Source organism: Albidovulum sediminis (assembly GCF_025380365.1).
Classification (GTDB): domain Bacteria; phylum Pseudomonadota; class Alphaproteobacteria; order Rhodobacterales; family Rhodobacteraceae; genus Albidovulum; species Albidovulum sediminis.
This window is the reverse complement of the sequence record NZ_JAOCQF010000001.1, coordinates 729,461-754,339: the sequence shown is the minus strand read 5'-3', so window position 1 is coordinate 754,339 and position 24,879 is coordinate 729,461. Positions and strand designations below refer to the sequence as shown.

Here is a 24,879-nt window from a genome sequence, read left to right as displayed (position 1 = left end):
GGCCCCCTTTTCTCTTGCGGGGACGATGTTCGCTGAGAGCCCGAAGCGGACGCTTGCTTGAAAAGGGCGCTCGCCGGCGGCTTTTCAGCGGGTCGGGCGGTGTCCCACTATTATTGAACGAAGCGTGGAAACCTGAAGGCCGATGCGCAAGAGCATTGCGCGAGAAGGGGCGTTGTCGTCCGCAACAAAGGCCATGGCGCGCCGGGCTCCAAGCTTTTCCAATCCGGCCAAGGCAGCCGCCGCGCTGACGCGGGCGCCGAGGCCAAGACCACGGCAACCTGGTGCGACCGCCACCAATCCGATCCACGCTGCGTCTTGCCATTCGCTAAAGCGATTGAAGGGCATTGCCACATTTGCGACGGCAACAAGGCTGCCGTCCGGACCCGAAACCCCCACGCATGCGCTTGGGTAAATGTCGCCACGAAGACTTGCCCGGGCCAGAGGAGCAATGCCGGCATCAACCAGTAACGCCTGCATCTGGGAAAGGCTCGCGTCCGCAGCCATTTCCTCCGGGCCCACATCTCGGAACCCGCTGGAGAGAGGGCGTTGCCCGATGGCGGTCGCGGAGGCGCGTAAATCTTCGGACGTGCCGAGCATGACCGCCCATTCGTGGATGCCGCCCAACTTTGCGCCCCAGACCCGGACAGCATGGGCCCGCTCCGGCAACAGGCAGCGAAATCCGACAAAGCCATCTTCCTTCAGATGCTCTTCAAAGAAGTCCCATCCAAGCGCGCTCGGATCATCGCTCCCTACTAACCGACCCGTGTGACAAAGGCCTGGGGTCGACTCAATCTGCTCCCGCATATCAATGGATTTGTACTGGAGCCTCACTTGCTCGGGTGAGCCAAAGGTGCCCGCATCGGCTGTCATCTTGTTCTCCACGGGTGGGCCATCGAGAGTCCTTATCTGACACCGACGGAGTGCTGGCCAGTCGTACTTGATGCTTCGAATGAACCTCTATCGGTGAAGCGCGATGTCGAAGGACCGTTTCGTCCGCAAACCGGACCGCCCAGCACCCCGACTTGACCCTGCCCTTTCCGCCTACTCCTGCGACCTGCAATCCGCATAGATCGTCTGATCTTTCCCGCTCGCACCGTCATGTCACAAAAGCATGGCGCCGTCGCCTTTGGACCACCAGACATAGCCCGATCCGCCGCCCGGCCATTCGTAGCGCGCGCCGGACCCGGACGGGCCCTGCAGAAGCGCGATCTGCCGGCCCTCGACCGTCAGCACCGCGGCCGCGCCGTCGGCGGCGTTGACATAGGCCACCGGCACCTCGGCCCCGCGTTCGCACAGGTAGCGGTGGGTCAGGACCTCGACCTCGGCCCGCGCCGGCAGGGCCGCGAGCAGACAAGCGGCCGCGGCCGCGCCCCTCACCCGGCCCGCTCCTCGATCCGCGCGGCCAGCGCCTCGGCGCGGGCTGCGATCTCGGCCAGTGTCTCGGTCACCTGCGCCGGGATCACCGGCACCTCGACCCGCTCGGGGTTGGCCCGCGCGTTCGCCGCGACCCGTTCGGCCAGCGTCGCGCGTTCCTCGGCGGCGCGCAGCTGATCCTCGAGCCCGGCCGCCTTGTCGGCGATCATCAGACCCGCCATCAAGAGCATCCGCGCCTCGGGCATCCGCCCGATCTGGGAAATCAGCGCGCCGGCCTCGGTGTCCAGAAGCCGGGCCGCGGCGCGCAGGAAATGCTCCTCCCCCTCCTGGCAGGAGACGTCGAATTCGCGCCCGCCGATGGTGATCCGCAGTTCGGGCATCAGGCCACCTCTCCGATCAGGGGTTTCAGTTCGGCCATGATCTCCTCGATCTCGACCAGTTCGGCCTGCCGCTCGGCGCGGAGCGCGGCCAGCTCGCTTTCCAGCGCCGCGTTCACCAGTTCGGGCGAGGCGAGCGTGCCGCGCGCGGCGTCGTTCAGCATCCGGTTGGTTTCCACGAGATCGACGTTGACCGCCCGCTGCCGCGCGAGTTCGCGAGAGGAGGCATCGAGCTGGCGCGTCAGTTGCGCGACCTTGCGTTCCAGCGCGCTGACGATGATTTCCTGCTTTTCCTTGATCGCGCGCACCCGTTCGGTCAGCTGGGCGTTGGCCGCCCGCTCGGTCTCCAGCGCCTCGCGCAGCGCGGGATCCTCGGCCATCGGGCGGGCCTGCGCATCCAGCGCCCGGTCGATCCGCGACAGTGCCGCCGACACCCGGCGTTCGAGTTCGGTGATATCGCTCATGTCGCCCTGCCCCTTCCGCCGTTCCCCTGCCCGCGAACCCGCGCCCGCCGGCCGGCCCGCGCCGCCCCGAATCGGCCGCGCGCGCCTGTGCCGCCCATGTTAGCCAAACCGGGCGGGCTTTTCTGCCCCTTTCCCCCCAATGCCTTAGGGGCTGCGCTTGATCTTGCCCGGATGGCTGCTATCAAGCGCGCGACACCCCATTGCGGAAAGAAGGACCGGGCCCTTGGACATCGCCACGCTTCGCGACAGACACGCCGACCACTGGAAGAAGGCCTGCGCCATCCGCGCGCTGGCGATGGATGCGGTCCAGGCCGCGAATTCCGGTCATCCGGGCATGCCGATGGGCATGGCCGACGTGGCCACCGTGCTGTTCGAAAAGCACCTGAAATTCGACGCCTCGGCGCCAAAATGGGCCGACCGCGACCGCTTCATCCTCTCGGCCGGGCATGGCTCGATGCTGCTTTACGCGCTCCTCCACCTGACCGGGTATGAGGACATGACGCTGGAGCAGATCCGCAACTTCCGCCAGTGGGGCGCGATCACCGCGGGCCATCCGGAATACGGCCACGCCTCGGGGGTGGAAACGACGACCGGGCCGCTCGGCCAGGGCATCGCCAACGCCGTGGGCTTCGCCATGGCCGAGGAGAGCCTGCGCGCCCGCTTCGGCGCGAAGGTCGTGGACCACCGCACCTGGGTCATCGCCGGCGACGGCTGCCTGATGGAGGGGATCAGCCACGAGGCGATCGGCCTTGCCGGGATGCAGCGCCTCAGCCGGCTGATCGTCCTTTGGGACAACAACAACATCTCGATCGACGGCCCGATCTCGATGTCGGACGTGACCGACCAGCGCGCGCGCTTCGCCGCCGCGGGCTGGACGGTGCTGTCCTGCGACGGCCACGACCCAGACGACATCGACCGCGCGCTGAGTGCCGCCAAACGGTCCGATCGCCCGGTTCTGGTGGACTGCAAGACCCACATCGGCTTCGGCAGCCCGAAGAAGCAGGACAGCGCCGGTGCCCACGGCTCTCCGCTGGGTCCCGACGAGATCAAGGCGACGAAGGCGATCTACGGCTGGGATCATGATGCCTTCGTCATCCCCGCCGACATCCTGAAGGCCTGGCGCGCGATCGGCGCGCGCGGCGCCACCGCACGGGCGGAGTGGGAGGCGCGGCTGGCCGCCCTGTCCCCGGCACGGCGCGTGGAGTTCGAGCGCCAGATGGCCGGCACCGCGCCGAAACGGCTGGCCGCCGCGATCCGCGGCGTGAAGAAGGAAGCGTCGGAGAAGGGAACCAAGGTCGCCACCCGCAAGGCCAGCGAAATGGTGCTGGCGGCGGTGAACCCGGTGATGCCGGAAACCATCGGCGGCTCGGCCGACCTGACCGGGTCGAACCTGACCAAGACTGCCGACCTCGGCATCTTCACGCCCGAGAACCGCAAGGGCCGGCATGTCCACTACGGTATCCGCGAACACGGGATGGCCGCGGCGATGAACGGCATGGCGCTGCACGGCGGCGTGCGCCCCTATGGCGGCACCTTCCTGTGCTTCACCGACTATGCCCGCGGCGCGATGCGACTGTCGGCGCTGATGGGGGTGCCTTCGGTCTATGTGATGACGCACGATTCCATCGGCCTGGGCGAGGATGGCCCGACCCACCAGCCGGTCGAGCATCTGGCGATTTGCCGGGCGACCCCCAACACCTGGACCTTCCGCCCCGCCGACCTGGTGGAAACGGCCGAGGCCTGGGAGCTTGCGCTGACCTCGGCCAATACGCCCTCGGTCCTGGCCCTCAGCCGCCAGAACCTGCCCACGGTCCGCACCGCCCACACCGCAAGGAACCTGACCGCGCAGGGGGCTTATGTGCTGGCCGAGGCGACGGCCAGGCGCCAGGTGATCCTGATGGCCACCGGTTCGGAGGTGGAGATCGCGCTGAAGGCGCGCGCGGCGCTTGAGGCCGAGGGGATCGGCACCCGCGTCGTCTCCGTCCCCTGCATGGAACTGTTCGCGGCCCAGCCCGAGGCCTACCGCAAGCGCGTCCTGCCCGCAGGCCCCGTCCGCGTCGCGGTCGAGGCGGCGGTGCGCCAGCCCTGGGACCGGCTGTTGCTGGGCGAGCGCGGCAGCGAGAAGAAGGCGGCCTTCGTCGGGATGGAGGGCTTCGGCGCCTCGGCCCCGGCAGAACGGCTTTACGCCGAATTCGGCATCACCGCCGAGGCGGTCGCGGCCAAGGCGCGCGCGCTGCTCTGACCGAAGACCGGGCCGCGCCCCGCACGGGTGCGGCCCCCGTCGCCCTTGCGGCGCGCGCTCAGGCCCGTCCGAAGGCGCGCTGCCAGAGCGGCCCGACAAGCCGCGTCGCCACCGGGATCAGCGCGATCCCGAGCGCCAGCCCGAACACCCCGTCCAGCGTCGCCTTCGCCAGCCACTCGACCGCGCCGGTGGCCGCCGGCACCGCATGGCCCGCCGCGGCGGCCCAGTCGTGGATGTGATGGCCAAGCCAGTCGAGCCCGGCATATTCCAGCCCGTGGATGACGATTGACCCGCCGACCCAGAGCATCGCCGCGGTGCCGACCGTGGAGAGGAAGGTCATCAGCTTCGGCATCGCGATGACCAGCCCGCGCCCGAGCGCGCGCGTCAGGCCAAGCCGCCCCCTGCGGGCGAGGTACAGCCCGATGTCATCCATCTTCACGATCAGTGCCACGCTGCCGTAGACGGCCACGGTGATCCCCGCGCCGGTGATCGCCAGCGCCGTCGCCTCCATCAGGAAGCCGCTGTCGGGAATGGCGGCCAGCGCGATGGTCATGATCTCGGCCGACAGGATGAAGTCGGTCTTGATCGCGCCCGCGACCTTCTCCTCCTCCAGATGCGCGGGATCCTTGACGTCGAAATCCTCCTCCACCTCGTGATCGGCATGCGGGAGAAGCGCGTGAAACACCTTCTCCGCCCCTTCGAAGCACAGATAGGCCCCGCCGACCGCGAGGATCGGCGTGATCGCCCCCGGCAGGAAGGCCGAGAGGAGAAGGGCCGCCGGCAGCAGGATGATCAGCTTGTTCTTGAGCGAGCCCATCGCGATGCGGCCGATGATCGGCAGTTCGCGGTTGGCCTCGAAGCCGTGCACGTACTTCGGCGTCACCGCCGCGTCGTCGATGACGACACCGGCCGCCTTGGTCCCCGCCTTCGCCGCGGCCCCGGCGATATCGTCGAGCGAGGTCGCGGCCACCTTGGCGATCGCCGCCACATCGTCCAGAAGTGCGAGTAAGCCGCTCATGTCCCTCTCCGCATCATTGGCGCCACCCTATCCGAACGCGCGGGTCTGGCAAGCGGGTGGCGGAAACGGACACGAAACGGTCGCGACGGACCCTTTGATGCGCCTGTTTTCGCTAACACCCCAGTGTTTTCGCTAACATCTTGAAAGGGCGGGTTTTCTTGGCGCAATGGCACTGGTATCCGGGAACGGGGGGAGTCGTATGCAGCCGCATGCCGCCCCGCCCGCCGGGCGATGCACAGGCGCGTGGATCAGGAGAAGTGACATGACGGTTACCATCGGCATAAACGGATTCGGCCGGATCGGCCGCTGCACGCTGGCCCACATCGCGGAAGCCGCGCGCAACGACGTGCAGGTCGTGAAGATCAACGCGACCGGCCCGATCGAGACAAACGCCCACCTGCTGAAATACGACAGCGTGCACGGGCGCTTTTCAGGGCCGGTCAAGGTCGCGGGCAACACGCTCGACCTCGGCCGCGGCCCGATCGAGGTGATGTCGACCTACGAGCCCTCCGAACTGGACTGGGACGGCGTCGACGTGGTGCTGGAATGTACCGGCAAGTTCAATGACCGCGACAAGGCCGCCGTCCACCTGACGCGCGGGGCCAGGCGCGTTCTCGTCTCCGCCCCGGCGAAGCGCGCGGACAAGACCGTGGTCTACGGCGTCAACCACCGCGAACTGCGGGCCGAGCATCTGGTCGTCTCGAACGGGTCGTGCACGACGAACTGCCTCGCGCCGCTGGCCAAGGTGCTCAACGACGCCATCGGCATCGAGTCGGGGATCATGACGACGATCCACAGCTACACCGGCGACCAGCCGACGCTCGACCGCCGGCACAAGGACCTTTACCGTGCCCGCGCCGCCGCGATGGCGATGATCCCGACCTCGACCGGGGCCGCCAAGGCGCTGGGAGAGGTGCTGCCGGAGCTTGCGGGCAAGCTTGACGGCACCGCGATCCGGGTGCCCACGCCCAACGTCTCGGCGGTGGACCTGACCTTCGTCGCGGGCAAGGACGTGACGGTCGCCGACGTCAACGAAATCGTAAGGGAAGCCGCGGCAGGCTACATGGGCATGGTCATGTCCTATGACCCCGAACCGAAGGTCTCGATCGACTTCAACCACACGCCCTTCTCCTCTATCTTCGCGCCGGACCAGACCAAGGTGGTGGGCAAGCGCACCGTCCGGGTCCTGGCCTGGTACGACAACGAATGGGGCTTCTCCTGCCGGATGGCCGATGTGGCCGGGGCGATGGGGCGGCTCCTGCAATAAGGAGCCGCTGGGGGCCGCCTGCCCCCGCCCATGACGAACCGCATCGCCCTGGCCCTGGGCCTTCTGATCCTTGGCGCCCTTGTCACCGATGTCGCGGTGTACGGGGGGGCCGGTTCGCTGTTCCTCGCGAAAAAACTCGCTGATGTGATCGAGTATCTGGCCTTCTGGCGCTGATCGGGTCACTCTTCTGTTGACTTTCGCTTGCCACTTGATGTTAGCGGTAACGCAAGCGCGCGGGCGGCGGCCCGGTCTGGACGGAGGACAAGGCAATGGCAGTCAAGGTGGCGATCAACGGGTTCGGGCGGATCGGGCGCAACGTGCTGCGCGCGATCGTCGAGTCGGGCCGCACCGACATCGAGGTGGTGGCGATCAACGACCTCGGCCCGGTCGAGACGAACGCGCACCTCCTGCGCTTCGACAGCGTCCATGGCCGCTTCCCGGCCGAGGTCCGCACCACCGAAACCACGATCGACGTCGGTCGCGGGCCGATGCAGGTGACCGCGCTGAAGAACCCCGCCGACCTGCCCTGGGCGGATGTCGACGTGGTGCTGGAATGCACCGGCATCTTCACCTCGAAGGAAAAATGCGCGGCCCACCTGGAAAACGGGTCGAAGCGCGTCCTCATCTCCGCCCCCGGCGAGGGCGCGGACAAGACCATCGTCTTCGGCGTCAACCACGCCACGCTGACGCGCGACGACATCGTCGTCTCCAACGCCTCCTGCACCACCAACTGCCTTTCCCCGGTCGCCAAGGTGCTGAACGACGCCATCGGCATCGCCAAGGGCTTCATGACCACGATCCACAGCTACACCGGTGACCAGCCGACGCTCGACACCATGCACAAGGACCTGTACCGCGCCCGCGCGGCGGCCCTTTCCATGATCCCAACCTCGACAGGTGCTGCGAAGGCGGTGGGCCTCGTGCTGCCGGAACTGAAGGGCCGGCTTGACGGCGTGGCGATCCGGGTGCCGACGCCCAATGTCTCGGTCGTCGATTTCGTCTTCGAGGCCGCCCGCGACACCTCGGTCGAGGAGATCAACGCCGCCATCCGCGCCGCCGCCGACGGGGAGCTGAAGGGCATCCTCGGCTACACCGAGTTCAAGAACGTCTCCTCCGACTTCAACCACGACCCGCGGTCGTCGATCTTCCATTTCGACCAGACCAAGGTGCTGGAGGGGCGGATGTGCCGCATCCTCAGCTGGTACGACAACGAATGGGGTTTCTCCAACCGCATGGCCGATACCGCGGTGGCAATGGGCCGGCTGATCTGAGGTCCCGCAAGCCGCTTCTTGGATCGGCCGAACGCTGCTAGACTTCCCCCCTGTCCTTGGGGGGAAATCGACATGGCCGACGCAGAACCGGTGACCGGGGGGTGCCTCTGCGGCGAGGTCCGCTATGCGGCCGAGGCCTATGTCCGGGACGCCTATTACTGCCAATGCCGGATCTGCCAGAAGTCGACCGGCGCCCCGGCGGAGATCGGCGTGTTGCTGGTGCCCGGAACGCTGCGCTATGAGGGGGCGGAGCCGAAGTTCTACCAGTCCTCGCCCTTCGGCACGCGCGGCTTCTGCGACGCCTGCGGTTCGCGCATCATCTGGGCATCGCTGAACGGCGAGAAACCGGAGTGGGACAATGTCTCGGCCGGCAGTCTCGACGACAGCGAACGTGTGGTGCCGACTTCGCACCAATGCGTCGAATCGCGGCTGTCATGGTATCGGTTCGACGATGGCCTGCCGTCCTTCAGAAGCGACGAGATGCCGGAGCTGATGGCGGCCTGGGCGCGCGGCGGGTCGGCGTGACCCGCGATCACGCCCGCACGAACTTGCCGTAGAGGGCCGACCGCACGTCGGGTGTCACGAACTTCGAGACATCGCCTCCAAGGCGCGCGATTTCCTTGACCAGTTTAGAGGCAATCGCCTGGCGGCGCGCGTCGGCCATCAGGAACACCGTCTCCACGCTGTCGTCCATCGCCCGGTTCATGCCGACCATCTGGAATTCGTACTCGAAATCGGCCACCGCCCGCAGCCCCCGCACGATCACGCTGGCGCCGACGTCGCGGGCGCAGTCGATCAGCAGGTTCTCGAACGGGTGGACGACGATCTCCCCGCCCGTCTTCGCGATGATGGGGCCGCATTCGGCCTCGACCATCGCGACCCGTTCCTCGAGGCTGAAGAGCGGCCCCTTGTCGCGGTTGATCGCGACCCCGATCACCAGCCGGTCGACCAGCGCCATGGCGCGCTGGATGATGTCGGTATGTCCCAGCGTGATCGGATCGAAGGTGCCGGGGTAAAGGCCGATGCGCATGGACCTGTCCTTTCCTGACGCGCCAGTGACGCGAGGACGCAACGATATTGCGCGCGCGATTGCAAGCCCGGCGGTGTCAGTTGCCCATGATCATCCCGGCCAGCGCCTCCTTCTCCATCGCCAGTTCGGAGATGCGCGCAGCAACCACGTCGCCGATGGAGATGATGCCGACCATCTCGCCCCCCGCCATCACCGGCATGTGGCGGAAGCGCCCCGCCGTCATCTGCTCCAGCACCTGGTCTGCCGAATCGCCCGGCGCGCAGGTGACAAGGTTGCGCGTCATCAGCACGTCGACGGTATCGGCCATGCAGTCGGTCCCGCGGCGGCCGAGGTCGCGCACGATGTCGCGCTCCGACAGGATGCCGAGCGGCACCTTGCCGTCCTTCGACACGATCACCGCGCCGATCCGGCGCTCGGCCAGAAGCCGCGCCGCATCGGCGACCGACATATCGGGCGCAACCGTGATCACGTTCGCCTGGGCCTTGGCGCGAAGGATCTGGTGGACCTGCATGGCAACCTCCTGACGGAAAGGGACTTTACGCAGCGTCACCGCAACGCAACATTCTGTCAAGACAGGGCTTCCAGCCGCGCCACCTCGCGCCGGACGCCCTGGGCGAGAAGTTCGGCGAAGCGGTTCAGCCGCTCCACCCGGCGGTCTTCGGGGTGGCGGATCAGGTAGAAGGACCGCTTGAGCGACAGAAGCTCGGGCAGCACCTTCACCAGCCCCGGATGCGCGGGCAGCGCGAAGTCGTGCACCACCGCGATCCCCGCCCCGATCCTGACCCAGTTGAGCTGGACCGAGACCGAGTTCGAGGCGAGCGTGACGCTGTCCATGCCGGCGTCCGACTGGTAGTCGAGTTCCTTGTCGAAGATCAGGTCCTGGATGTAGCCGATGGTCCGGTGCTGCTTCAGGTCCGCAAGGCTCCGGATCGGCGGGTGCCGGTCGAGATAGTCGCGCGAGGCGGCGAGGTGCAGCCGGTAGTCGGTCAGCCGCTGCACCGTCAGGTGCCCCGAGACCGGCGGGCTGACGGCGATCGCCATGTCGGCCTCGCGCTTGGACAGGTTGAAGACGCGCGGCTGGGCGACGATCTGGACCTCGAGCCCTGGATGGTCGTCGCAGATCTGCGCCACGATCTGCGGCAGCAGGTAGTTGGCGCTGCCATCGGGCGCGCCAAGCCGGATCTGCCCGCTGAGGCCCGGCCCCTCGCCCCCCACCTCCTCCATCGCCTCGGTCACCGCCTGCTCGACCCGGGTGGCGTGCGCCATCAGCCGCTGCCCCTCGCCGGTCAGCGCGTAGCCCTGCGCCGAGCGGACGAAAAGCCGCGCCGCCATCCGCTCCTCCAGCCGCGCGACGCGGCGCCCGACCGTGGCGGGGTCGAGCTTCAGCTGCTTTCCCGCACCCGACAGGCTTTGCGCCCGCGCGACGGCAAGGAAAATGCGCAGGTCATCCCATTCGGCCATGGCCTCACCTTTGCAGAAATGCAAAACCCATTTGGGAAACTGCCTCTTTCCCAAGCAATTCTGCAAGACTATTCTGCACCCGGCAAATTCGGGAGGCTTGAATGCAGGAACTGACCCACTGGATCAACGGCAAGCACGTGAAGGGCACGTCGGGCCGTTTCGCGGATGTCTTCAACCCGGCGACAGGCGAGGTGCAGGCGAAGGTGCCGCTGGCCTCGAAGGCCGAGCTTGACGCGGCCGTGGCCGCCGCGGCCGCCCAGCAGCCCAAATGGGCCGCCACCAACCCGCAGCGCCGCGCGCGGGTGATGATGGAATTCGTGCGCCTTCTGAACCGCGACATGGACAAGCTGGCCGAGGCGCTGAGCCGCGAGCATGGCAAGACCATCCCCGACGCGAAGGGCGACGTGCAGCGCGGGCTTGAAGTGATCGAGTTCTGCATCGGCGCGCCGCATCTGCTGAAGGGCGAGTTCACCGACAGCGCGGGCCCCGGCATCGACATGTATTCGATGCGCCAGGCGCTGGGTGTGGTCGCGGGCATCACGCCCTTCAACTTCCCCGCCATGATCCCGATGTGGAAGATGGGTCCCGCGCTCGCCTGCGGCAACGCCTTCATCCTCAAGCCGTCCGAGCGTGACCCCTCGGTGCCCCTGATGCTCGCGGAACTGATGCAGGAAGCGGGTCTGCCCGACGGCATCCTCCAGGTCGTCAACGGCGACAAGGAATCGGTCGATGCGATCCTCGACAACCCGGTGATCCAGGCCATCGGCTTCGTCGGCTCCACCCCCATCGCCGAATACATCTACGGGCGCGGCTGTTCCAACGGCAAGCGCGTGCAGTGCTTCGGCGGCGCCAAGAACCACATGATCATCATGCCGGACGCCGACATGGACCAGGCGGCCGACGCGCTGGTGGGCGCGGGCTATGGCGCGGCGGGCGAACGCTGCATGGCCATCTCGGTCGCGGTGCCGGTGGGCGACAAGACCGCCGACGCGCTGATCGAACGCTTGGTACCGCGGATCGAGAAGCTGAAGGTCGGCCCCTACACCGCCGGCAACGACGTGGACTATGGCCCGCTGGTCACCGGCGCGGCGATGACCCGCGTCAAGGGCCTCATCTCCTCGGGCGTGGAACAGGGTGCGGACCTTGTCGTCGACGGGCGCGACTTCAAGCTTCAGGGCTACGAGAGCGGCTTTTTCGTCGGCCCGACGCTCTTTGACCGCGTGACCCGCGACATGGACATCTACAAGCAGGAGATCTTCGGGCCGGTGCTGTCGACCGTGCGCGCAAAGTCCTATGAGGAAGCGCTGTCCTATGCCATGGACCACGAATACGGCAACGGCACCGCGATCTTCACCCGCGACGGCGACACCGCGCGCGACTTCGCCAACCGGATCAACATCGGCATGATCGGGATCAACGTGCCGATCCCGGTTCCGCTGGCCTACCACACCTTCGGCGGCTGGAAGAAATCGGGCTTCGGCGACCTGAACCAGCACGGGCCGGATTCGTTCCGCTTCTACACCCGGACCAAGACCATCACCTCGCGCTGGCCCTCGGGCATCAAGGAAGGCGGCGAGTTCAACTTCAAGGCCATGGACTGATCCAGCCCCGAAGTGCAACGCGGTGCGGCGGCCCCGCCGCGCCACCACCCGAACAGAAAAGGGGCCCCGCTCGGGGCCCCTTTCGTTGTCTTCCCTGCCGGTCCGCTTCAGGCCGTCTTGCGGCGGCGGCGGACGACACCCAGGGCGCCCAGGCCGCCAAGCAGCAGAAGCGCGCTGGCCGGCAGCGGGATCGGCGCAAGCTGGCCGTAAAGGTTCGCATGCGAGAGCGCCTGGTTGTGACCGAAGAGCGACCAGGTGCCGCTGGTGACCCCTTCGGGCAGAAGGAAGGCCGCCCAGTCGGGATCGAAGCCGCCGTCCCCGGACTTGAACGCGAGGACGAGGTTCGTCCACAGCATGCCGGCGGGCGCTGCGGGAAGGACGATCTCCCAGGTTCCGGAAAGCGCGTTGATGCCGGTGACAAGCAGGCTCGCATCGCCGCCGTCGGTCTTGTCGATCAGCTGATAGCCATCGCCCAGATAGCTGGCCGACAGCGGGTCCAGCAGCGGATCGGGGTTCTGGCCATTGGCGTTGCCGCTGATGTTGCCCGAACCCCAGTCGAGGCAGCTGACCGAACCCAGCGTCCCGCCCCCGTCGTCATGGGACACGGTGAAGACACGGTCGCCCGTCTGCACCGGATCGGGACAGCTTGCAGAGACGGTGGCGGCCGAAGCGGCCCCGGCCCCCAGAAGAGCTGCCGTCGTTGCGGCAGCCAGTAGTCTGGTCTTTACACGCATTTCACCACATTCCGCTTTAATGACACGAATACGCCGCATTATCGCCACATTTGGTGTTTGCCCAAACAGGAATCGGCAGCATCCGGTAGATTCAACCCCCAATGGAGGGTGATGATCAGGCCGCAGAACAAAGACCTGAATCCGTCGATTTGGTTGCCCGCACCGAAACAAAACGCCCCAGGTCCCCTCGTTCCGGTCACGCGAAGCCCGTGCGCGGGGTCCGAATCGCCCCCCTTGCAAAATTGCTGCAACAGTTGGAATTTAACATACGTTCAATTCACCGCCGCGGGAGCATGCCATGGACTTTGCCCTGACCGAGGAACAGCAGGCCGTCTTCGACATGGCCCATGCCTTCGGGCAGGACAACATCGCCCCCCACGCCCGCCGGTGGGAGGCCGAGGGAACGATCCCGAAGGCGCTCTGGCCGGAACTGGGGGCGCTCGGGCTCGGCGGCATCTATGTGGGAGAGGATCAGGGCGGATCGGGGCTGAGCCGGCTCGACGGCACGCTGGTCTTCGAGGCGCTCGCCATGGCCTGCCCGGCGGTGGGCTCGTTCCTGTCGATCCACAACATGTGCGCGGGCATGATCGACCGCTTCGGCAGTCCCGAGGCGCGGGCGCGCTGGCTGCCCCGGATGTGCACGATGGAGACGGTCTTTTCCTACTGCCTGACCGAACCCGGATCGGGGTCGGACGCGGCGGCGCTGCGCACCCGCGCGGAACGCACGAACGAGGGCTGGCGGCTGAACGGGACAAAGGCCTTCATCTCGGGCGGGGGTTATTCGGACGCCTACCTGACGATGGTGCGCACCGGCGGGGACGGGCCGAAGGGCATCTCTGCGGTCATCGTCGAGGCGGGCGCGGCGGGCCTGTCGTTCGGCGCCTTCGAGGACAAGATGGGCTGGCGCGCGCAGCCGACCGCGCAGGTGCAGTTCGACGACTGCACGGTGCCGGAGGGCAACCTTCTGGGCGAAGAGGGGCGCGGCTTTGCCTATGCGATGGCCGGGCTCGACGGCGGGCGGCTCAACATCGCGGCCTCGGCCCTTGGCGCGGCGCAGGCGGCGCTTGACGCGACGCTTCTCTACATGGGCGAGCGGCGCGCCTTCGGGAAATCCATCGACCAGTTCCAGGCGCTTCAGTTCCGGCTGGCGGAGATGGAGGTGAAGCTGCAATCGGCGCGCACCTTCCTGCGCCAGGCGGCGTGGAAGCTGGACCGCAAGGCGCCGGACGCGACGAAGTTCTGCGCCATGGCAAAACTGATGGTCACCGACAACGCCTTCGACGTCGCCAACCAGTGCCTGCAACTGCATGGCGGCTACGGCTATCTGGCCGACTACGGGATCGAAAAGATCGTGCGCGACCTGCGCGTGCACCAGATCCTCGAAGGCACGAACGAGATCATGCGGCTGATCACCGCCCGCGCGCTTCTGGCGGAGCGGGGGTGATGGCCGACATCCTGATCCGGAGGGAGGGCCGCGCCGGGCGGATCACGCTGAACCGGCCCGGCGCGCTGAACGCGCTGACCTACGAGATGTGCCTGGCGATCGACCGGGCGCTGATCGACTGGGCTTCGGACGCGCGGATCGCGCTGGTCCTGATTGACGCGGTGGGCGAGCGCGCCTTCTGCGCCGGGGGTGACATCGCCGAGATGTATGCGACCGGCCGGCGCGGCGATTACGCCTATGGCCGCCGCTTCTGGGCCGACGAGTACCGGATGAACGCGCGCATTGCGGAATACGCCAAGCCTGTCGTCAGCTTCCTTCAGGGCTTCACGATGGGCGGCGGCGTCGGCGTCGGCTGCCACGGCAGCCACCGGATCGTCGGCGAGACCGCGCAGGTCGCGATGCCCGAATGCGGCATCGGACTGGTGCCGGACGTCGGCGGCAGCTTCATCCTGGCCACCGCGCCGGGGCGGCTGGGCGAATACCTCGGCACCACCGGGGCGCGGATGGGGCCGGCGGACGCGATCCTGGCGGGCTTCGCCGACCATTTCGTCCCCGAAGCCGCCTGGCCCGCGCTGAAGACCGGGCTGATCGCCACCGGCGACCTGGCGGGCCTTGCCGCATTCCTGCAAACGCCGCCCGAGGGGCGCCTTGCCGCGCTGCGCCCGCGGATCGACGCGCTGTTCGCGGCCGACACCCTGGCCGGCATCGCCGGTGCGCTCGACCTTGACGGATCGGACTTCGCGGCCGAGGCGCGGCGGGCGCTGGCACGCGCGGCGCCCTTGTCGGCGGCCTGCGCGGTCGAGATGATCCATCGGTTGCGTGGTCACGCCACCCTGCGCGATGCGCTGGAATTGGAGTATCGTTTCACCTGGCGGGCGATGGAGCAGGCGGATTTCCTCGAAGGGATCCGCGCCGCGATCATCGACAAGGACCGCACCCCCCGCTGGCGCCATGCCGGGCCCGGGGCGGTGCCGGTCGAGCATGTGACGGGAATGCTGGCGCCTTTGGGGGCCGACACGCTGAACTTCGGAAAGGACTGAGACATGAAGATCGGATTCATCGGCCTTGGCAACATGGGCGCCCCGATGGCGCTGAACCTCGTCAAGGCGGGGCACGCGGTCACGGGCTTCGACACCGCCGCGCCGATGCCCGAGGGCGTGACGCGGGCCGGCACGGCGGCCGAGGCCGCGACGGGCGCCGAGGTCGTCATCACCATGCTGCCGAACGGTGCGATCCTGCGTGCCGTCGCGGCCGAGGTGATTCCGGCGATGTCGAAAGGCGCGGTCCTTTGCGACTGCTCCACCGTCGATGTGGAAAGCGCCCGCACGGTGGCCGCCGATGCCCGCGCGGCGGGCCTTGGCGCGCTGGACGCGCCGGTGTCGGGCGGGGTCGGCGGGGCGGCGGCCGGAACGCTCACCTTCATGGTCGGGGGCGACGAAGCCTCTTTCGCCACCGTCTCGCCGCTCTTCGCCGTGATGGGGCAGAAGGCCGTCCACTGCGGTGCGGCCGGGGCCGGACAGGCCGCGAAGATCTGCAACAACATGATCCTCGGCGTCACCATGATCGCCACTTGCGAGGCCTTCGCGCTGGCCGACAAGCTGGGTCTCGACCGGCAGAAGATGTTCGACGTCGTCTCCACCTCCTCGGGCTATTCCTGGTCGATGAACGCCTATTGCCCGGCCCCCGGCGTCGGGCCGAAGTCGCCCGCCGACGACGGCTACAAGCCCGGATTCGCCGCCGAACTGATGCTGAAGGACCTGCGCCTGTCGCAGATGGCGGCCGAAGGCGCCGACGCCGACACGCCGATGGGCGAGCTGGCGACCCGGCTCTACGAGAGCTTCGTGGAACGCGAGGACGGCCGCGGCATGGACTTTTCCGCCATGCTGCCGCGGTTCGAGAAGCGTCACCGGGGCTGAAACTCGCCGATAATCGCGCCCGACCCCTGCCCTTTCCGCGCCAGACCGCTATACTGCCAGGGAAGACGGAGTGACGCGATGAAGATGCTTACGATCCCGGCCCTCGCGGCCGCCGCCCTGACCGCCACCCTTGCCGCCGGCCTGAGCACGGCGCCGGCCCGGGCCGACGCCAAGGGCTGCCCGCCGGGGCTTGCCAAGAAGGCGGTGCCCTGCGTGCCGCCCGGACAGGCCCGCAAGGGCTGGCACCGGGGCGATTATGTCGGCGACTGGGACTATCACCGGATCCGCTATCCCGACCGCTACGGCCTGCCGCCGCTCCGCGCTGGCGAACGCTACCTGATCGTCGACGGGACGATCCTTGTCGTCGACGAGGACACTTACACCATCGTCACGGTTCTGCGCGCGGTCAGCGCGATCCTGGACTGAAGGACCTTGACGCCGGCCGCGTCGTCCTGGGTGGAGACTGCCGCCGGTCTGTCCCGGCTGGACGTCGAGGCACAGGCGCGGCTGGCGCGGATCGCGCCGGTCGATGTCGCGCGCGGGTCGGTCCTGTTCCGTCCCGGCGAGGCCGCCCGCGGCTTCGTCATCGTCCTCGAAGGCCGCATCGACGTCTGCCTGACCGGTGTCAACGGGCGCGAGATCCTGCTTTACTCGGTCGAACCCGGCGGCTCCTGCGTGCAGACCACGCTGGGCCTGCTGGGCGGCGAGGACTATTCGGGCGAGGCGATCGCGGCCACCGACTGCCGCATCGTCCTGGTTCCCCGCGACACGTTCCTGGCGCTGATGGACCGGTCGGCCGGGTTCCGCGCCCATGTCTTTGTTGCCTTCGCCGAACGCATGCAGGGCATGATGCATGTGCTGGAGCGGGTGGCCTTCATCCGCGTCGAGGCGCGGCTGGCCGAGGCCCTGCTGGCGCTGGCCGAGGAGGGGCTGGTGCAGGCCACGCATCAGGACCTCGCCACGCGCATCGGATCGGCACGCGAAGTGGTCTCGCGCCGGCTCGACTCCTTCGCCCGCGAGGGCTGGGTGGCGACCGAACGCGGCGCGGTGCGCCTTCTGGACCTGGCGGCGCTGCGGCGGCTTGCCGCAGCCTCGGGCGCGGGGTGACTTGGTCACAGACCCGGGTCGCGCGGCGCGGCACTCTGGCGGCATATCCCGGCGTCCGGCTGCGGCGCCGGGGCAGTCATGGAGGACCACATGTTCAAGACCAATGTCGGCGGCATCGACCGCACCCTGCGCATTCTCGTCGGCCTCGCGCTCCTCGCGGGCTTCTTCCTGAACGCCGACGCCTCGATGCGCTGGCTCTACCTGGTCGGGCTCATCCCGCTGGTCACCGGGCTGGTCGGGACCTGCCCGATCTATTCGATGCTGGGGCTGAACACCTGCCCGCTGAAAAAATCCTGACCGGCTGAGTCAGCTGCGCGCGCCGCAGGCGGCGCGCACGCCGTGTCTCGCGGCCGCTGCCGGGCAGCGGCCACTCGATTGGCCTCCGGCGGGAGTATTTCGGCCAGACTGAAAGCCGGACCGAGGTGCGCGCGCAGTCTTGATCGGCGGCCTATTCGGCGGCGACGCGGCGGGGCTTGAGCATCGGCGCGAGGTAGCGCCCGGTGTGGCTTGCGGCGACGCGCGCCACATCCTCGGGCGTGCCGGTGGCGACGATCCGGCCGCCGCCGTCGCCGCCTTCGGGGCCGATGTCGATGATCCAGTCGGCGGTCTTGATGACGTCGAGGTTGTGTTCGATCACCACCACGGTGTTGCCCTGCTCGACCAGTTCGTGCAGCACTTCGAGAAGCTTGCGCACATCCTCGAAATGCAGACCCGTGGTCGGTTCGTCGAGGATGTAGAGCGTGCGGCCGGTGGCGCGGCGGCTCAGTTCCTTCGACAGCTTCACCCGCTGCGCCTCGCCTCCGGAAAGCGTCGTCGCCTGCTGGCCGACCTTGATGTAGCCGAGCCCGACCTGGCAGAGCGCCTCCATCTTCTCGCGGATCGCGGGAATCGCCTGGAAGAACTCGCGCGCGTCCTCGCAGGTCATGTCGAGCACGTCGGCGATGGACTTGTCCTTGAAGCGGATCTCCAGCGTCTCGCGGTTGTAGCGGTGGCCCTTGCAGGTCTCGCAGGTGACGTAGACGTCGGGCAGGAAGTGCATCTCGATCTTGATGACGCCGTCGCCCTGGCAGGCCTCGCAGCGCCCACCCTTGACGTTGAAGGAAAACCGCCCCGGCTGGTAGCCGCGCGCCTTGGCCTCCGGCAGGCCCGCGAACCAGTCGCGAATGGGCGTGAAGGCGCCGGTGTAGGTGGCGGGGTTCGACCGCGGGGTGCGCCCGATCGGGCGCTGGTCGATGTCGATGACCTTGTCTAGATGCTCGAACCCCTTGATCGTCTCGCAGGGTGCGGGCGTCTCGCGCGCGCCGTTCAGGCGGACGGCCGCGTTCTTGTAGAGCGTTTCCACCGTCAGCGTGGACTTGCCGCCGCCGGAAACGCCCGTCACGCAGACGAACTTGCCGAGCGGGAAATCCGCAGTGACGTCCTGCAGGTTGTTGCCGGTCGCGCCGACGACCGTCAGCGCCTTGCCGCTGCCCTTGCGCCGCACTTTCGGCACCGCTATCGCGCGCTGGCCCGAGAGGTACTGCCCGGTCACCGAGGCAGGATCGGCCGCGATCTCGGCCGGTGTGCCGCGCGACACCACGCGGCCGCCGTGCACCCCGGCGCCGGGGCCAATGTCGAGCACATAGTCGGCCTCGCGGATCGCCTCCTCGTCATGTTCGACGACCAGCACCGTATTGCCCTGGTCACGCAGGTTCTTCAGCGTGCCGAGCAGCCGGTCGTTGTCGCGCTGATGGAGTCCGATTGATGGCTCGTCGAGGACGTAGAGGACGCCGGTCAGGCCCGAGCCGATCTGGCTTGCCAGCCGAATGCGCTGGCTTTCGCCGCCCGAGAGCGTGCCCGCGTTGCGGCTGAGCGTCAGGTATTCGAGGCCGACGTTGTTGAGAAAGCCCAGCCGCTCACCGATCTCCTTCAGGATCGCGCGGGCGATCTCGTTGCGCTGCGCGGTCAGCGTGGCAGGCACGGTGGCGACCCAGTCATGCGCCTCGCGGATCGACATCTGCACCACTTCGCCGACATGCAGGCCCGCGATCTTCACCGCCAGCGCTTCGGGGCGCAGGCGGTGGCCGCCGCAGGCATGGCAGGGGCGGTTGTTCTGGTAGCGCTCCATCTCCTCGCGGCTCCAGGCGCTGTCGGTCTCGCGGTAGCGGCGTTCGAGGTTGGGGATCACGCCCTCGAAGGTGCGGCTGACCTCGTAGACCCGGCCGCCCTCGTCGAAGCGGAAGCGGATCTCCTCCTCGCCCGAACCGTAGAGGAAGAGGTGGCGGACGGCTTCGGGCAGGTCCTTCCAAGGCTTGCGCGCGTCGAAACCGTAGTGGCGGGCCATCGCGTCGATGGTCTGGAGGAAATAGGGCGTCTTCGTCTTTGACCATGGGGCGAGTGCCCCGTCCTTCAGCTTCAGCGTGACGTCCGGCACGACCAGGCGTTCGTCGAAGAACAGTTCCGCCCCGAGCCCATCGCAGGTCGGGCAGGCGCCAAAGGGCGCGTTGAACGAGAACAGCCGCGGCTCGATCTCGGGGATGGTGAAGCCCGAGACCGGGCAGGCGAACTTCTCGGAAAAGGTGATGCGCTCCCCCTCGCCCTCCGCCGGCGCGGTTTCCAGGATCGCGATCCCATCGGCGAGGTTCAGCGCGGTGCGGAAGCTGTCGGCCAGGCGCGTCTCCAGCCCCTCGCGCACCACGATCCGGTCCACCACCACGTCGATGTCGTGGCGGAACTTCTTGTCGAGCGTGGGCGGCTCCTCAAGCTCGTGGAAGGCGCCGTCCACCTTGACCCGCTGGAACCCCTGCTTGCGCCAGTCGAGGAATTCCTTGCGGTATTCGCCCTTGCGGTCACGCACCACCGGCGCCATCAGGTAGCCGCGCGTGCCCTCGGGCAGCGCAATGACGGCATCGACCATGTCCTGCACCTGCTGCGCCGCGATGGGCTTGCCGGTCGCCGGGCTGTAGGGGGTGCCGACGCGCGCGAAGAGCAGCCGGAGGTAGTCGTAGATCTCGGTCACCGTGCCGACGGTCGAGCGCGGATTCTTCGAGGTCGTCTTCTGTTCGATGGAAATGGCGGGCGAGAGGCCGGAGATATGGTCGACATCGGGCTTGCCCATCATGTCGAGGAATTGGCGGGCATAGGCGCTGAGTGATTCCACGTAGCGACGCTGGCCCTCGGCATAGATCGTGTCGAAGGCGAGCGAGGACTTGCCGGACCCGGAAAGGCCGGTGATGACCGTCAGCGCATCGCGCGGGATGTCCACGTCGACGGACTTCAGGTTGTGCTCGCGCGCGCCCCGCACCTCGATGAATTTCTGCTCGGCCATGTCCGCCCCCGGTTCCGCCCCTGAGACATAGTCGAGCGCGGGCGAGTCTCCAACCCGAAATTAAGAACGTATGAAGAACATCGGCGGGCCAGTCGCGGCTTCGGCGAACGATACCCACTTCACATTCCTACCCGTGAATATATATTGCACCTGAAAACCCGCCGCCGCGGGCCAACCCGACAGGGAGCAAGGAACCCATGCTGTCCTTCCACAGACCCGACCGCGACCCCGCCCGCATCGACCCGCGGGACGCGGTCCGGCGCGCGGGCGACGGCACGCTTGTCCTCATCGACGTGCGCGAGGCGGCGGAGGTTTCGGCGACGGGCCGGGCGCGGGGCGCGCTCCATATCCCGCTCGCGCTGGTGAAGCTGCGCTGCGACCCAGGCGCGCCCGACTGCCCGCCGGCGCTCGGCCGCGAACGGGCGGTCGCGCTCTACTGCGCCTCGGGCGGGCGCAGCCAGATGGCGGCGCAGGCGCTGCGCGATCTTGGCTATGCGGAGGTCTACAACATCGGCGGGCTTGGCGACTGGATCGCGGCCGGCGGCGCGGTGGAACGCTGACCGCACCGCCGAATGCCAGGCGCACGGGGGGCTGTCTGCCCCCCGCACCCCCCGAGAGTATTTTAACCAGACTGAAAGGAATTTCGGTTCGAGTGGGGGTGCGGTACAGGCGGGAGCGCCGATGACCGCCCAGAGTGAAAGCGCCCCGTCTCCCCGGCATCAGCCGCCCGAGGCGGGGCGCCGACCGCCCCCCTCATTCATTCTGGCGCAAATACTCCGGGGGAGTCCTCGCGCGGCGCGCGAGGACGGGGGCAGCGCCCCCTTTCCCTTCAGATGTGGAGCGCGCGGCCGTAGGCGTCGAGCACCGCCTCGTGCATCATCTCGCTCAGCGTCGGATGCGGGAACACGGTTTCCATCAGCTCGCCCTCGGTCGTCTCCAGCGTGCGGCCGACGACATAGCCCTGGATCAGTTCCGTCACCTCCGCCCCGACCATGTGGGCGCCCAGAAGCTCGCCCGTCTTCGCGTCGAAGACGGTCTTGATCAGCCCTTCGGGCTCGCCGAGCGCGATGGCCTTGCCGTTGCCGATGAAGGGGAAGCGGCCGACCTTGACGGTATAGCCCGCCTCCTTCGCCTTCGCCTCGGTCAGGCCGACGCTGGCCACCTGCGGATGGCAATAGGTGCAGCCGGCGATGGAATTCGGCTTGATCGGGTGCGGATGGCCACCCGCGATCAGTTCGGCGACCATCACGCCTTCGTGGCTGGCCTTGTGCGCAAGCCAGGGCGCGCCCGCGATGTCGCCAATCGCATAGAGCCCCTCCACCCCGGTGCGGCAGAATTCGTCCGTCACGACATGGGTGCGATCGATCTTCACGCCAAGCGCCTCGAGCCCGAGGTTCTCCACGTTGCCGACGATGCCCACGGCGGAGATGACGGTGTCGAAGTCCTGCGTTTCGGTCTTGCCGTCCTTCTCGATATGCGCAGTCACGCCGACACCGGGCTTGCGGTCGAGCTTCTTGACCATGGCCTTCTCGACGATCTTCATGCCCTGCTTGACGAAGGACTTCTTCGCGAAGGCGGAGATCTCGGCGTCCTCGACCGGCAGCACCCGGTCCATCACCTCGACCACCGTCGTATCGGCGCCGAGCGTGTTGAAGAAGCTGGCGAACTCGATGCCGATGGCGCCGGAGCCGATGACGAGAAGCTTTTTCGGCATCCGCTTCGGCTGCAGCGCGTGCTTGTAGGTCCAGACGAGGTCGCCGTCGGCCTCGAGGCCCGGCAGTTCGCGGGCGCGCGCGCCGGTGGCCAGCACGATGGCCTTCGCGGTCAGCTCCTCGGTGCCCTTGTCGGTCTTCACCGAGACGACGCCCTTCGCCGGCAGCGTCGCCGCGCCCATGAAGACCGTCACCTCGTTCTTCTTCATCAGGTGGCCGATACCGCCCGAAAGCTGCTTGGCGACGCCCCGCGAGCGGGCGACCACCGCGTCGAGCTCGAAGCCGATCCCCTCGGCCTTCAGCCCGAATTCCTTGGCGCGGTGCATCAGGTGGAAGACCTCGGCCGACCGCAAGAGCGCCTTGGTCGGAATGCAGCCCCAGTTCAGGCAGATGCCGCCGAGGTGCTCCCGCTCCACGATCGCTACCTTGAGCCCAAGCTGCGCGCCCCGGATCGCGGCCACATAGCCGCCCGGACCCGCCCCGATCACGATCATGTCGAACGTCTGCGCCACGGTCTTTCCTCCCTCAGAAAAAGTAGTTTGCCATTAAACTAATTTCTTCCAGCGCGCAATCGCCCTGACGGATGGGTGCCTTGCACGGGGTGCAAGCCTACCCGCCCAGCCCGCGCACGACCGCGCCGTAACCGCCGCCATCCAGGAACGCGCGTTCCTCCGGCGTCGTGTCCCGGCCGAGGGCAGCGTTGCGGAAGGGGAAGCGGCCGAAGCGTCGGATGACCTCGCGATGGGCGCGCGCGTGCAGCGCATAGCCCTTGCCGGTCAGGGGCAGGTTGCGCTCCGTCAGGTCGACGGACAGGTCCTGATCGGCGAGATCTTCCGAATGCTCGAACGGCATGTAGAAGAAGACCCGCTCCGGCTCCGCGACCTTGAGGTCGTGCCCCTGCGCGATGGCGCCGCGCGCGGCCGCGCGGGCCACGGCATCGGTGGCGAAGGCGCGCGCGTCGCCGCGAAACATGTTGCGCGGGAACTGGTCGGTCAGGATGAGATAAGCCAGCGCGCCCTGCGGCGTGTCGCACCAGTCCGCAAGGCCGCCGTCGCGCGCCTGCGCCCAGAGTGCGCCGAACCTGTCCCGGATCGTCGCGTCGACGGCATCGACGGCGGCATACCAGCCCGCCTCGCCGATATCCTCAAGCCAGAAACGCACGATCTCCTTCGCTCCGGTCATCGCCGCCCTCCTTTCGTTCTGCCAAGGGTGGCAGGGTCGGCCGGGCTTGGCCAGAGCTATTCCTGCCCGTCGTGGCGCACAGGCTCTGCGCGCGCCTCGATCGCGGCCTCGATGGCGACGGCCGAGGCGGTGGGCGCCAGCGGACGATAGGCGCCGGTATGCTCCACCGACGGCGCCGCGCGCCGCGTCATCCGCCAGGCGGCGTAGGCGGCAAGCAGGGCGAAGAGGACCGCGATGAACAGGAAGAACCCGTCCGGGCCGAAGTGGGACATGATCCAGCCGGTCAGGATCGGGCCGCCGATCGCGCCCAGCCCGTTGATGAAGATCAGCCCGGCCGAGGCCGCGGCCATGTCGGAGGGTTCGAGGAAATCGTTCGTGTAGGCCAAGAGCAGCGAATAGAGCGGGTTCGACACCCCGCCCATCACCGCGCCGACCAGGACGAGCGCCACGAAGTTCACCTCGACCACAAAGGGAATGACGGTCGCCGCGGCGCCGAGGGCGGACAGCGCCAGCACCAGCCGCCGCCGGTCCATCCGGTCTGACATCCAGCCGATCGGATACTGCGCCACCAGCCCGCCGAGGTAGATCCCGGCGATGAAGATCGACAGGTCGCGCACGCTGAGCCCGACCGAGGAGCCCCAGACCGAGGCCATGCCGAACTGCGCCGAGAAGACGCCGCCAAGGATGAAGATGCCGACGCAGCCCAGCGGCGAGGTGCGGTAGAGGCTGACGAAGTTCAAGGGCTTGGTCAGCTCGAACGCGGGGGCCTGCGCGACCGACAGCAGGATCGGCGTGAAGGCGAGCGACACGAGGATCGAGGGCAGGACGAAGAGGAAATAGCCCGACGGATCGCCGAGGTTCAGGAGCGCCTGGGAGGAGACGATGCCCAGCATCTGCATCATCATGTAGAGCGACAGCGCCTGCCCGCGCGTCTCGTTCGTGGAGGCGTTGTTGAGCCAGCTTTCGGCGGTGATGTAGACGCCCGAGAAGGAAAACCCGATGACGACGCGCATGATGACCCAGGCGACCCAGTCCGGCGCCGCGGCATAGGCGACAAGCACGGCCGAGATCATCGAGCCGAGGGCGGCGAAGACGCGCACATGCCCGACGCGGCGGATCATGTTCGGCGTCATCCGCGACCCGAACAGGAAGCCCAGGAAATAGGCCGACATGACATAGGCCATCTGGTTGGTCGAAAACCCCTCGATCGCGCCGCGCACGCCCAGGAGCGTGCCCTGCACGCCGTTGCCGATCATCAGGAGCATCATGCCGAGGAGCAGGGCCCAGGAGTTGCGCAGGACGGTCAGCATGGGGCCTCCGATGGCTTTTTCATTCGCTATCCCGCCGCCGTCGGCGCGGCTTCCCCGGCTGC

26 protein-coding genes are annotated in these 24,879 nt (G+C 67.9%); 13 read left to right on the top strand and 13 right to left on the bottom strand.

Translation table 11 applies throughout. From position 1 onward, the window contains the following. Positions 1–84: 84 nt before the first annotated feature. The 4 genes from N5I32_RS03715 to N5I32_RS03700 form a co-directional block, all read right to left on the bottom strand. Entirely contained in the window at positions 85–870 is a 786-nt protein-coding gene (locus N5I32_RS03715; RefSeq protein ID WP_261494045.1) for a GNAT family N-acetyltransferase, read from the bottom strand. Positions 871–1,101: 231 nt separating this feature from the next. Next, positions 1,102–1,377, bottom strand: coding sequence for an MliC family protein (locus N5I32_RS03710; protein ID WP_261494044.1), 276 nt, complete (start codon positions 1,375–1,377; stop codon positions 1,102–1,104). Continuing rightward, positions 1,374–1,754: a cell division protein ZapA gene (locus N5I32_RS03705; RefSeq protein ID WP_261494043.1), complete on the bottom strand. Its 381-nt coding sequence runs from the start codon at positions 1,752–1,754 to the stop codon at positions 1,374–1,376. Before N5I32_RS03705 ends, N5I32_RS03710 begins: the two co-directional genes overlap by 4 nt. Beyond that, a complete protein-coding gene (locus N5I32_RS03700) occupies positions 1,754–2,215 on the bottom strand; it encodes a hypothetical protein (protein WP_261494042.1) in 462 nt (153 codons plus the stop codon). Before N5I32_RS03700 ends, N5I32_RS03705 begins: the two co-directional genes overlap by 1 nt. A gap of 223 nt (positions 2,216–2,438) precedes the next feature. Here N5I32_RS03700 and tkt point away from each other — a divergent pair, with 223 nt between their 5' ends. After that, on the top strand, positions 2,439–4,457 hold the full coding sequence (gene tkt, locus N5I32_RS03695; RefSeq protein WP_261494041.1) for a transketolase: 2,019 nt from the start codon (positions 2,439–2,441) through the stop codon (positions 4,455–4,457). A gap of 58 nt (positions 4,458–4,515) precedes the next feature. Here the strand turns inward: tkt and N5I32_RS03690 are convergent, their stop codons facing one another. Further along, on the bottom strand, positions 4,516–5,475 hold the full coding sequence (locus N5I32_RS03690; protein WP_261494040.1) for a DUF808 domain-containing protein: 960 nt from the start codon (positions 5,473–5,475) through the stop codon (positions 4,516–4,518). 262 nt (positions 5,476–5,737) lie between these two features. Between N5I32_RS03690 and gap (N5I32_RS03685) the strand changes: the two genes are divergently transcribed. The 4 genes from gap (N5I32_RS03685) to N5I32_RS03670 all read left to right on the top strand — a co-directional run bounded on the left by gap (N5I32_RS03685) (position 5,738) and on the right by N5I32_RS03670 (position 8,538). Next, positions 5,738–6,742 carry a type I glyceraldehyde-3-phosphate dehydrogenase gene (gene gap / locus N5I32_RS03685; protein WP_261494039.1) on the top strand — a complete coding sequence of 335 codons (1,005 nt, stop codon included), beginning with the start codon at positions 5,738–5,740 and terminating at the stop codon, positions 6,740–6,742. 30 nt (positions 6,743–6,772) lie between these two features. Then, on the top strand, positions 6,773–6,916 hold the full coding sequence (locus N5I32_RS03680) for a hypothetical protein (protein ID WP_261494038.1): 144 nt from the start codon (positions 6,773–6,775) through the stop codon (positions 6,914–6,916). 95 nt (positions 6,917–7,011) lie between these two features. After that, positions 7,012–8,013 (top strand): type I glyceraldehyde-3-phosphate dehydrogenase, encoded by a 1,002-nt coding sequence (gene gap / locus N5I32_RS03675; RefSeq protein ID WP_261494037.1) that lies wholly within the window; start codon positions 7,012–7,014, stop codon positions 8,011–8,013. Between the two features lie 72 nt (positions 8,014–8,085). Then, a complete protein-coding gene (locus N5I32_RS03670) occupies positions 8,086–8,538 on the top strand; it encodes a GFA family protein (RefSeq protein ID WP_261494036.1) in 453 nt (150 codons plus the stop codon). A 7-nt stretch (positions 8,539–8,545) separates the two neighbouring features. Here N5I32_RS03670 and coaD read toward each other — a convergent pair whose 3' ends face one another. From coaD to N5I32_RS03655, 3 genes are all read right to left on the bottom strand, one after another. After that, complete coding sequence (coaD, locus tag N5I32_RS03665; protein WP_261494035.1) at positions 8,546–9,043, bottom strand: pantetheine-phosphate adenylyltransferase; 498 nt, start codon at positions 9,041–9,043, stop codon at positions 8,546–8,548. A gap of 76 nt (positions 9,044–9,119) precedes the next feature. Then, positions 9,120–9,554: a CBS domain-containing protein gene (locus N5I32_RS03660; RefSeq protein WP_261494034.1), complete on the bottom strand. Its 435-nt coding sequence runs from the start codon at positions 9,552–9,554 to the stop codon at positions 9,120–9,122. Between the two features lie 56 nt (positions 9,555–9,610). Further along, positions 9,611–10,504, bottom strand: a complete 894-nt coding sequence (locus tag N5I32_RS03655; RefSeq protein ID WP_261494033.1) for a LysR family transcriptional regulator — start codon at positions 10,502–10,504, stop codon at positions 9,611–9,613. 101 nt (positions 10,505–10,605) lie between these two features. Here N5I32_RS03655 and N5I32_RS03650 point away from each other — a divergent pair, with 101 nt between their 5' ends. Then, positions 10,606–12,105, top strand: a complete 1,500-nt coding sequence (locus tag N5I32_RS03650) for a CoA-acylating methylmalonate-semialdehyde dehydrogenase (RefSeq protein ID WP_261494032.1) — start codon at positions 10,606–10,608, stop codon at positions 12,103–12,105. Positions 12,106–12,212: 107 nt separating this feature from the next. Here N5I32_RS03650 and N5I32_RS03645 read toward each other — a convergent pair whose 3' ends face one another. Continuing rightward, positions 12,213–12,839 (bottom strand): VPLPA-CTERM sorting domain-containing protein, encoded by a 627-nt coding sequence (locus N5I32_RS03645; RefSeq protein WP_261494031.1) that lies wholly within the window; start codon positions 12,837–12,839, stop codon positions 12,213–12,215. A 298-nt stretch (positions 12,840–13,137) separates the two neighbouring features. Here N5I32_RS03645 and N5I32_RS03640 point away from each other — a divergent pair, with 298 nt between their 5' ends. The 6 genes from N5I32_RS03640 to N5I32_RS03615 all read left to right on the top strand — a co-directional run bounded on the left by N5I32_RS03640 (position 13,138) and on the right by N5I32_RS03615 (position 17,603). Further along, positions 13,138–14,283, top strand: a complete 1,146-nt coding sequence (locus tag N5I32_RS03640) for an acyl-CoA dehydrogenase family protein (protein ID WP_261494030.1) — start codon at positions 13,138–13,140, stop codon at positions 14,281–14,283. Further along, positions 14,283–15,323, top strand: coding sequence for an enoyl-CoA hydratase/isomerase family protein (locus N5I32_RS03635; RefSeq protein WP_261494029.1), 1,041 nt, complete (start codon positions 14,283–14,285; stop codon positions 15,321–15,323). The genes N5I32_RS03640 and N5I32_RS03635 overlap by 1 nt, the downstream gene beginning before the upstream one ends. Positions 15,324–15,326: 3 nt before the next feature. After that, complete coding sequence (mmsB, locus tag N5I32_RS03630) at positions 15,327–16,199, top strand: 3-hydroxyisobutyrate dehydrogenase (RefSeq protein WP_261494028.1); 873 nt, start codon at positions 15,327–15,329, stop codon at positions 16,197–16,199. A 78-nt stretch (positions 16,200–16,277) separates the two neighbouring features. Then, positions 16,278–16,625: an excinuclease ABC subunit A gene (locus N5I32_RS03625; protein WP_261494027.1), complete on the top strand. Its 348-nt coding sequence runs from the start codon at positions 16,278–16,280 to the stop codon at positions 16,623–16,625. Positions 16,626–16,631: 6 nt separating this feature from the next. Continuing rightward, a complete protein-coding gene (locus N5I32_RS03620) occupies positions 16,632–17,306 on the top strand; it encodes a Crp/Fnr family transcriptional regulator (protein WP_261494026.1) in 675 nt (224 codons plus the stop codon). 90 nt (positions 17,307–17,396) lie between these two features. Next, positions 17,397–17,603 (top strand): YgaP family membrane protein, encoded by a 207-nt coding sequence (locus tag N5I32_RS03615; RefSeq protein WP_261494025.1) that lies wholly within the window; start codon positions 17,397–17,399, stop codon positions 17,601–17,603. A 151-nt stretch (positions 17,604–17,754) separates the two neighbouring features. Here the strand turns inward: N5I32_RS03615 and uvrA are convergent, their stop codons facing one another. Next, positions 17,755–20,613, bottom strand: a complete 2,859-nt coding sequence (gene uvrA, locus N5I32_RS03610; protein ID WP_261494024.1) for an excinuclease ABC subunit UvrA — start codon at positions 20,611–20,613, stop codon at positions 17,755–17,757. A 197-nt stretch (positions 20,614–20,810) separates the two neighbouring features. On the opposite strand from uvrA, the gene N5I32_RS03605 reads away from it, so the two are divergent. Then, the gene (locus N5I32_RS03605; RefSeq protein WP_261494023.1) at positions 20,811–21,173 is read left to right on the top strand and encodes a rhodanese-like domain-containing protein; all 363 of its coding nucleotides are present in this window, start codon (positions 20,811–20,813) and stop codon (positions 21,171–21,173) included. A gap of 269 nt (positions 21,174–21,442) precedes the next feature. Here N5I32_RS03605 and lpdA read toward each other — a convergent pair whose 3' ends face one another. From lpdA to N5I32_RS03590, 3 genes are all read right to left on the bottom strand, one after another. Further along, positions 21,443–22,819, bottom strand: coding sequence for a dihydrolipoyl dehydrogenase (gene lpdA, locus N5I32_RS03600; protein WP_261495916.1), 1,377 nt, complete (start codon positions 22,817–22,819; stop codon positions 21,443–21,445). A 115-nt stretch (positions 22,820–22,934) separates the two neighbouring features. After that, the gene (locus N5I32_RS03595; RefSeq protein WP_261494022.1) at positions 22,935–23,507 is read right to left on the bottom strand and encodes a DUF924 family protein; all 573 of its coding nucleotides are present in this window, start codon (positions 23,505–23,507) and stop codon (positions 22,935–22,937) included. A gap of 56 nt (positions 23,508–23,563) precedes the next feature. Next, positions 23,564–24,817 (bottom strand): MFS transporter, encoded by a 1,254-nt coding sequence (locus tag N5I32_RS03590; protein WP_261494021.1) that lies wholly within the window; start codon positions 24,815–24,817, stop codon positions 23,564–23,566. Positions 24,818–24,879: the final 62 nt, after the last annotated feature.

Coding starts and splice junctions, on each gene's coding strand:
- N5I32_RS03590 (WP_261494021.1), bottom strand. CDS start 24,817: ATGCTGACCGTCCTGCGCAACTCCTGGGCCCTGCTCCTCGGCATGATG.
- coaD (WP_261494035.1), bottom strand. CDS start 9,043: ATGCGCATCGGCCTTTACCCCGGCACCTTCGATCCGATCACGCTGGGA.
- N5I32_RS03700 (WP_261494042.1), bottom strand. CDS start 2,215: ATGAGCGATATCACCGAACTCGAACGCCGGGTGTCGGCGGCACTGTCG.
- N5I32_RS03595 (WP_261494022.1), bottom strand. CDS start 23,507: ATGACCGGAGCGAAGGAGATCGTGCGTTTCTGGCTTGAGGATATCGGC.
- N5I32_RS03615 (WP_261494025.1), top strand. CDS start 17,397: ATGTTCAAGACCAATGTCGGCGGCATCGACCGCACCCTGCGCATTCTC.
- N5I32_RS03680 (WP_261494038.1), top strand. CDS start 6,773: ATGACGAACCGCATCGCCCTGGCCCTGGGCCTTCTGATCCTTGGCGCC.
- uvrA (WP_261494024.1), bottom strand. CDS start 20,613: ATGGCCGAGCAGAAATTCATCGAGGTGCGGGGCGCGCGCGAGCACAAC.
- gap (WP_261494037.1), top strand. CDS start 7,012: ATGGCAGTCAAGGTGGCGATCAACGGGTTCGGGCGGATCGGGCGCAAC.
- N5I32_RS03655 (WP_261494033.1), bottom strand. CDS start 10,504: ATGGCCGAATGGGATGACCTGCGCATTTTCCTTGCCGTCGCGCGGGCG.
- gap (WP_261494039.1), top strand. CDS start 5,738: ATGACGGTTACCATCGGCATAAACGGATTCGGCCGGATCGGCCGCTGC.
- N5I32_RS03635 (WP_261494029.1), top strand. CDS start 14,283: ATGGCCGACATCCTGATCCGGAGGGAGGGCCGCGCCGGGCGGATCACG.
- N5I32_RS03645 (WP_261494031.1), bottom strand. CDS start 12,839: ATGCGTGTAAAGACCAGACTACTGGCTGCCGCAACGACGGCAGCTCTT.
- N5I32_RS03640 (WP_261494030.1), top strand. CDS start 13,138: ATGGACTTTGCCCTGACCGAGGAACAGCAGGCCGTCTTCGACATGGCC.
- N5I32_RS03660 (WP_261494034.1), bottom strand. CDS start 9,554: ATGCAGGTCCACCAGATCCTTCGCGCCAAGGCCCAGGCGAACGTGATC.
- N5I32_RS03705 (WP_261494043.1), bottom strand. CDS start 1,754: ATGCCCGAACTGCGGATCACCATCGGCGGGCGCGAATTCGACGTCTCC.
- lpdA (WP_261495916.1), bottom strand. CDS start 22,819: ATGATCGTGATCGGGGCGGGTCCGGGCGGCTATGTGGCCGCGATCCGG.
- mmsB (WP_261494028.1), top strand. CDS start 15,327: ATGAAGATCGGATTCATCGGCCTTGGCAACATGGGCGCCCCGATGGCG.
- N5I32_RS03650 (WP_261494032.1), top strand. CDS start 10,606: ATGCAGGAACTGACCCACTGGATCAACGGCAAGCACGTGAAGGGCACG.
- N5I32_RS03670 (WP_261494036.1), top strand. CDS start 8,086: ATGGCCGACGCAGAACCGGTGACCGGGGGGTGCCTCTGCGGCGAGGTC.
- N5I32_RS03690 (WP_261494040.1), bottom strand. CDS start 5,475: ATGAGCGGCTTACTCGCACTTCTGGACGATGTGGCGGCGATCGCCAAG.
- N5I32_RS03715 (WP_261494045.1), bottom strand. CDS start 870: ATGACAGCCGATGCGGGCACCTTTGGCTCACCCGAGCAAGTGAGGCTC.
- N5I32_RS03625 (WP_261494027.1), top strand. CDS start 16,278: ATGAAGATGCTTACGATCCCGGCCCTCGCGGCCGCCGCCCTGACCGCC.
- N5I32_RS03605 (WP_261494023.1), top strand. CDS start 20,811: ATGCTGTCCTTCCACAGACCCGACCGCGACCCCGCCCGCATCGACCCG.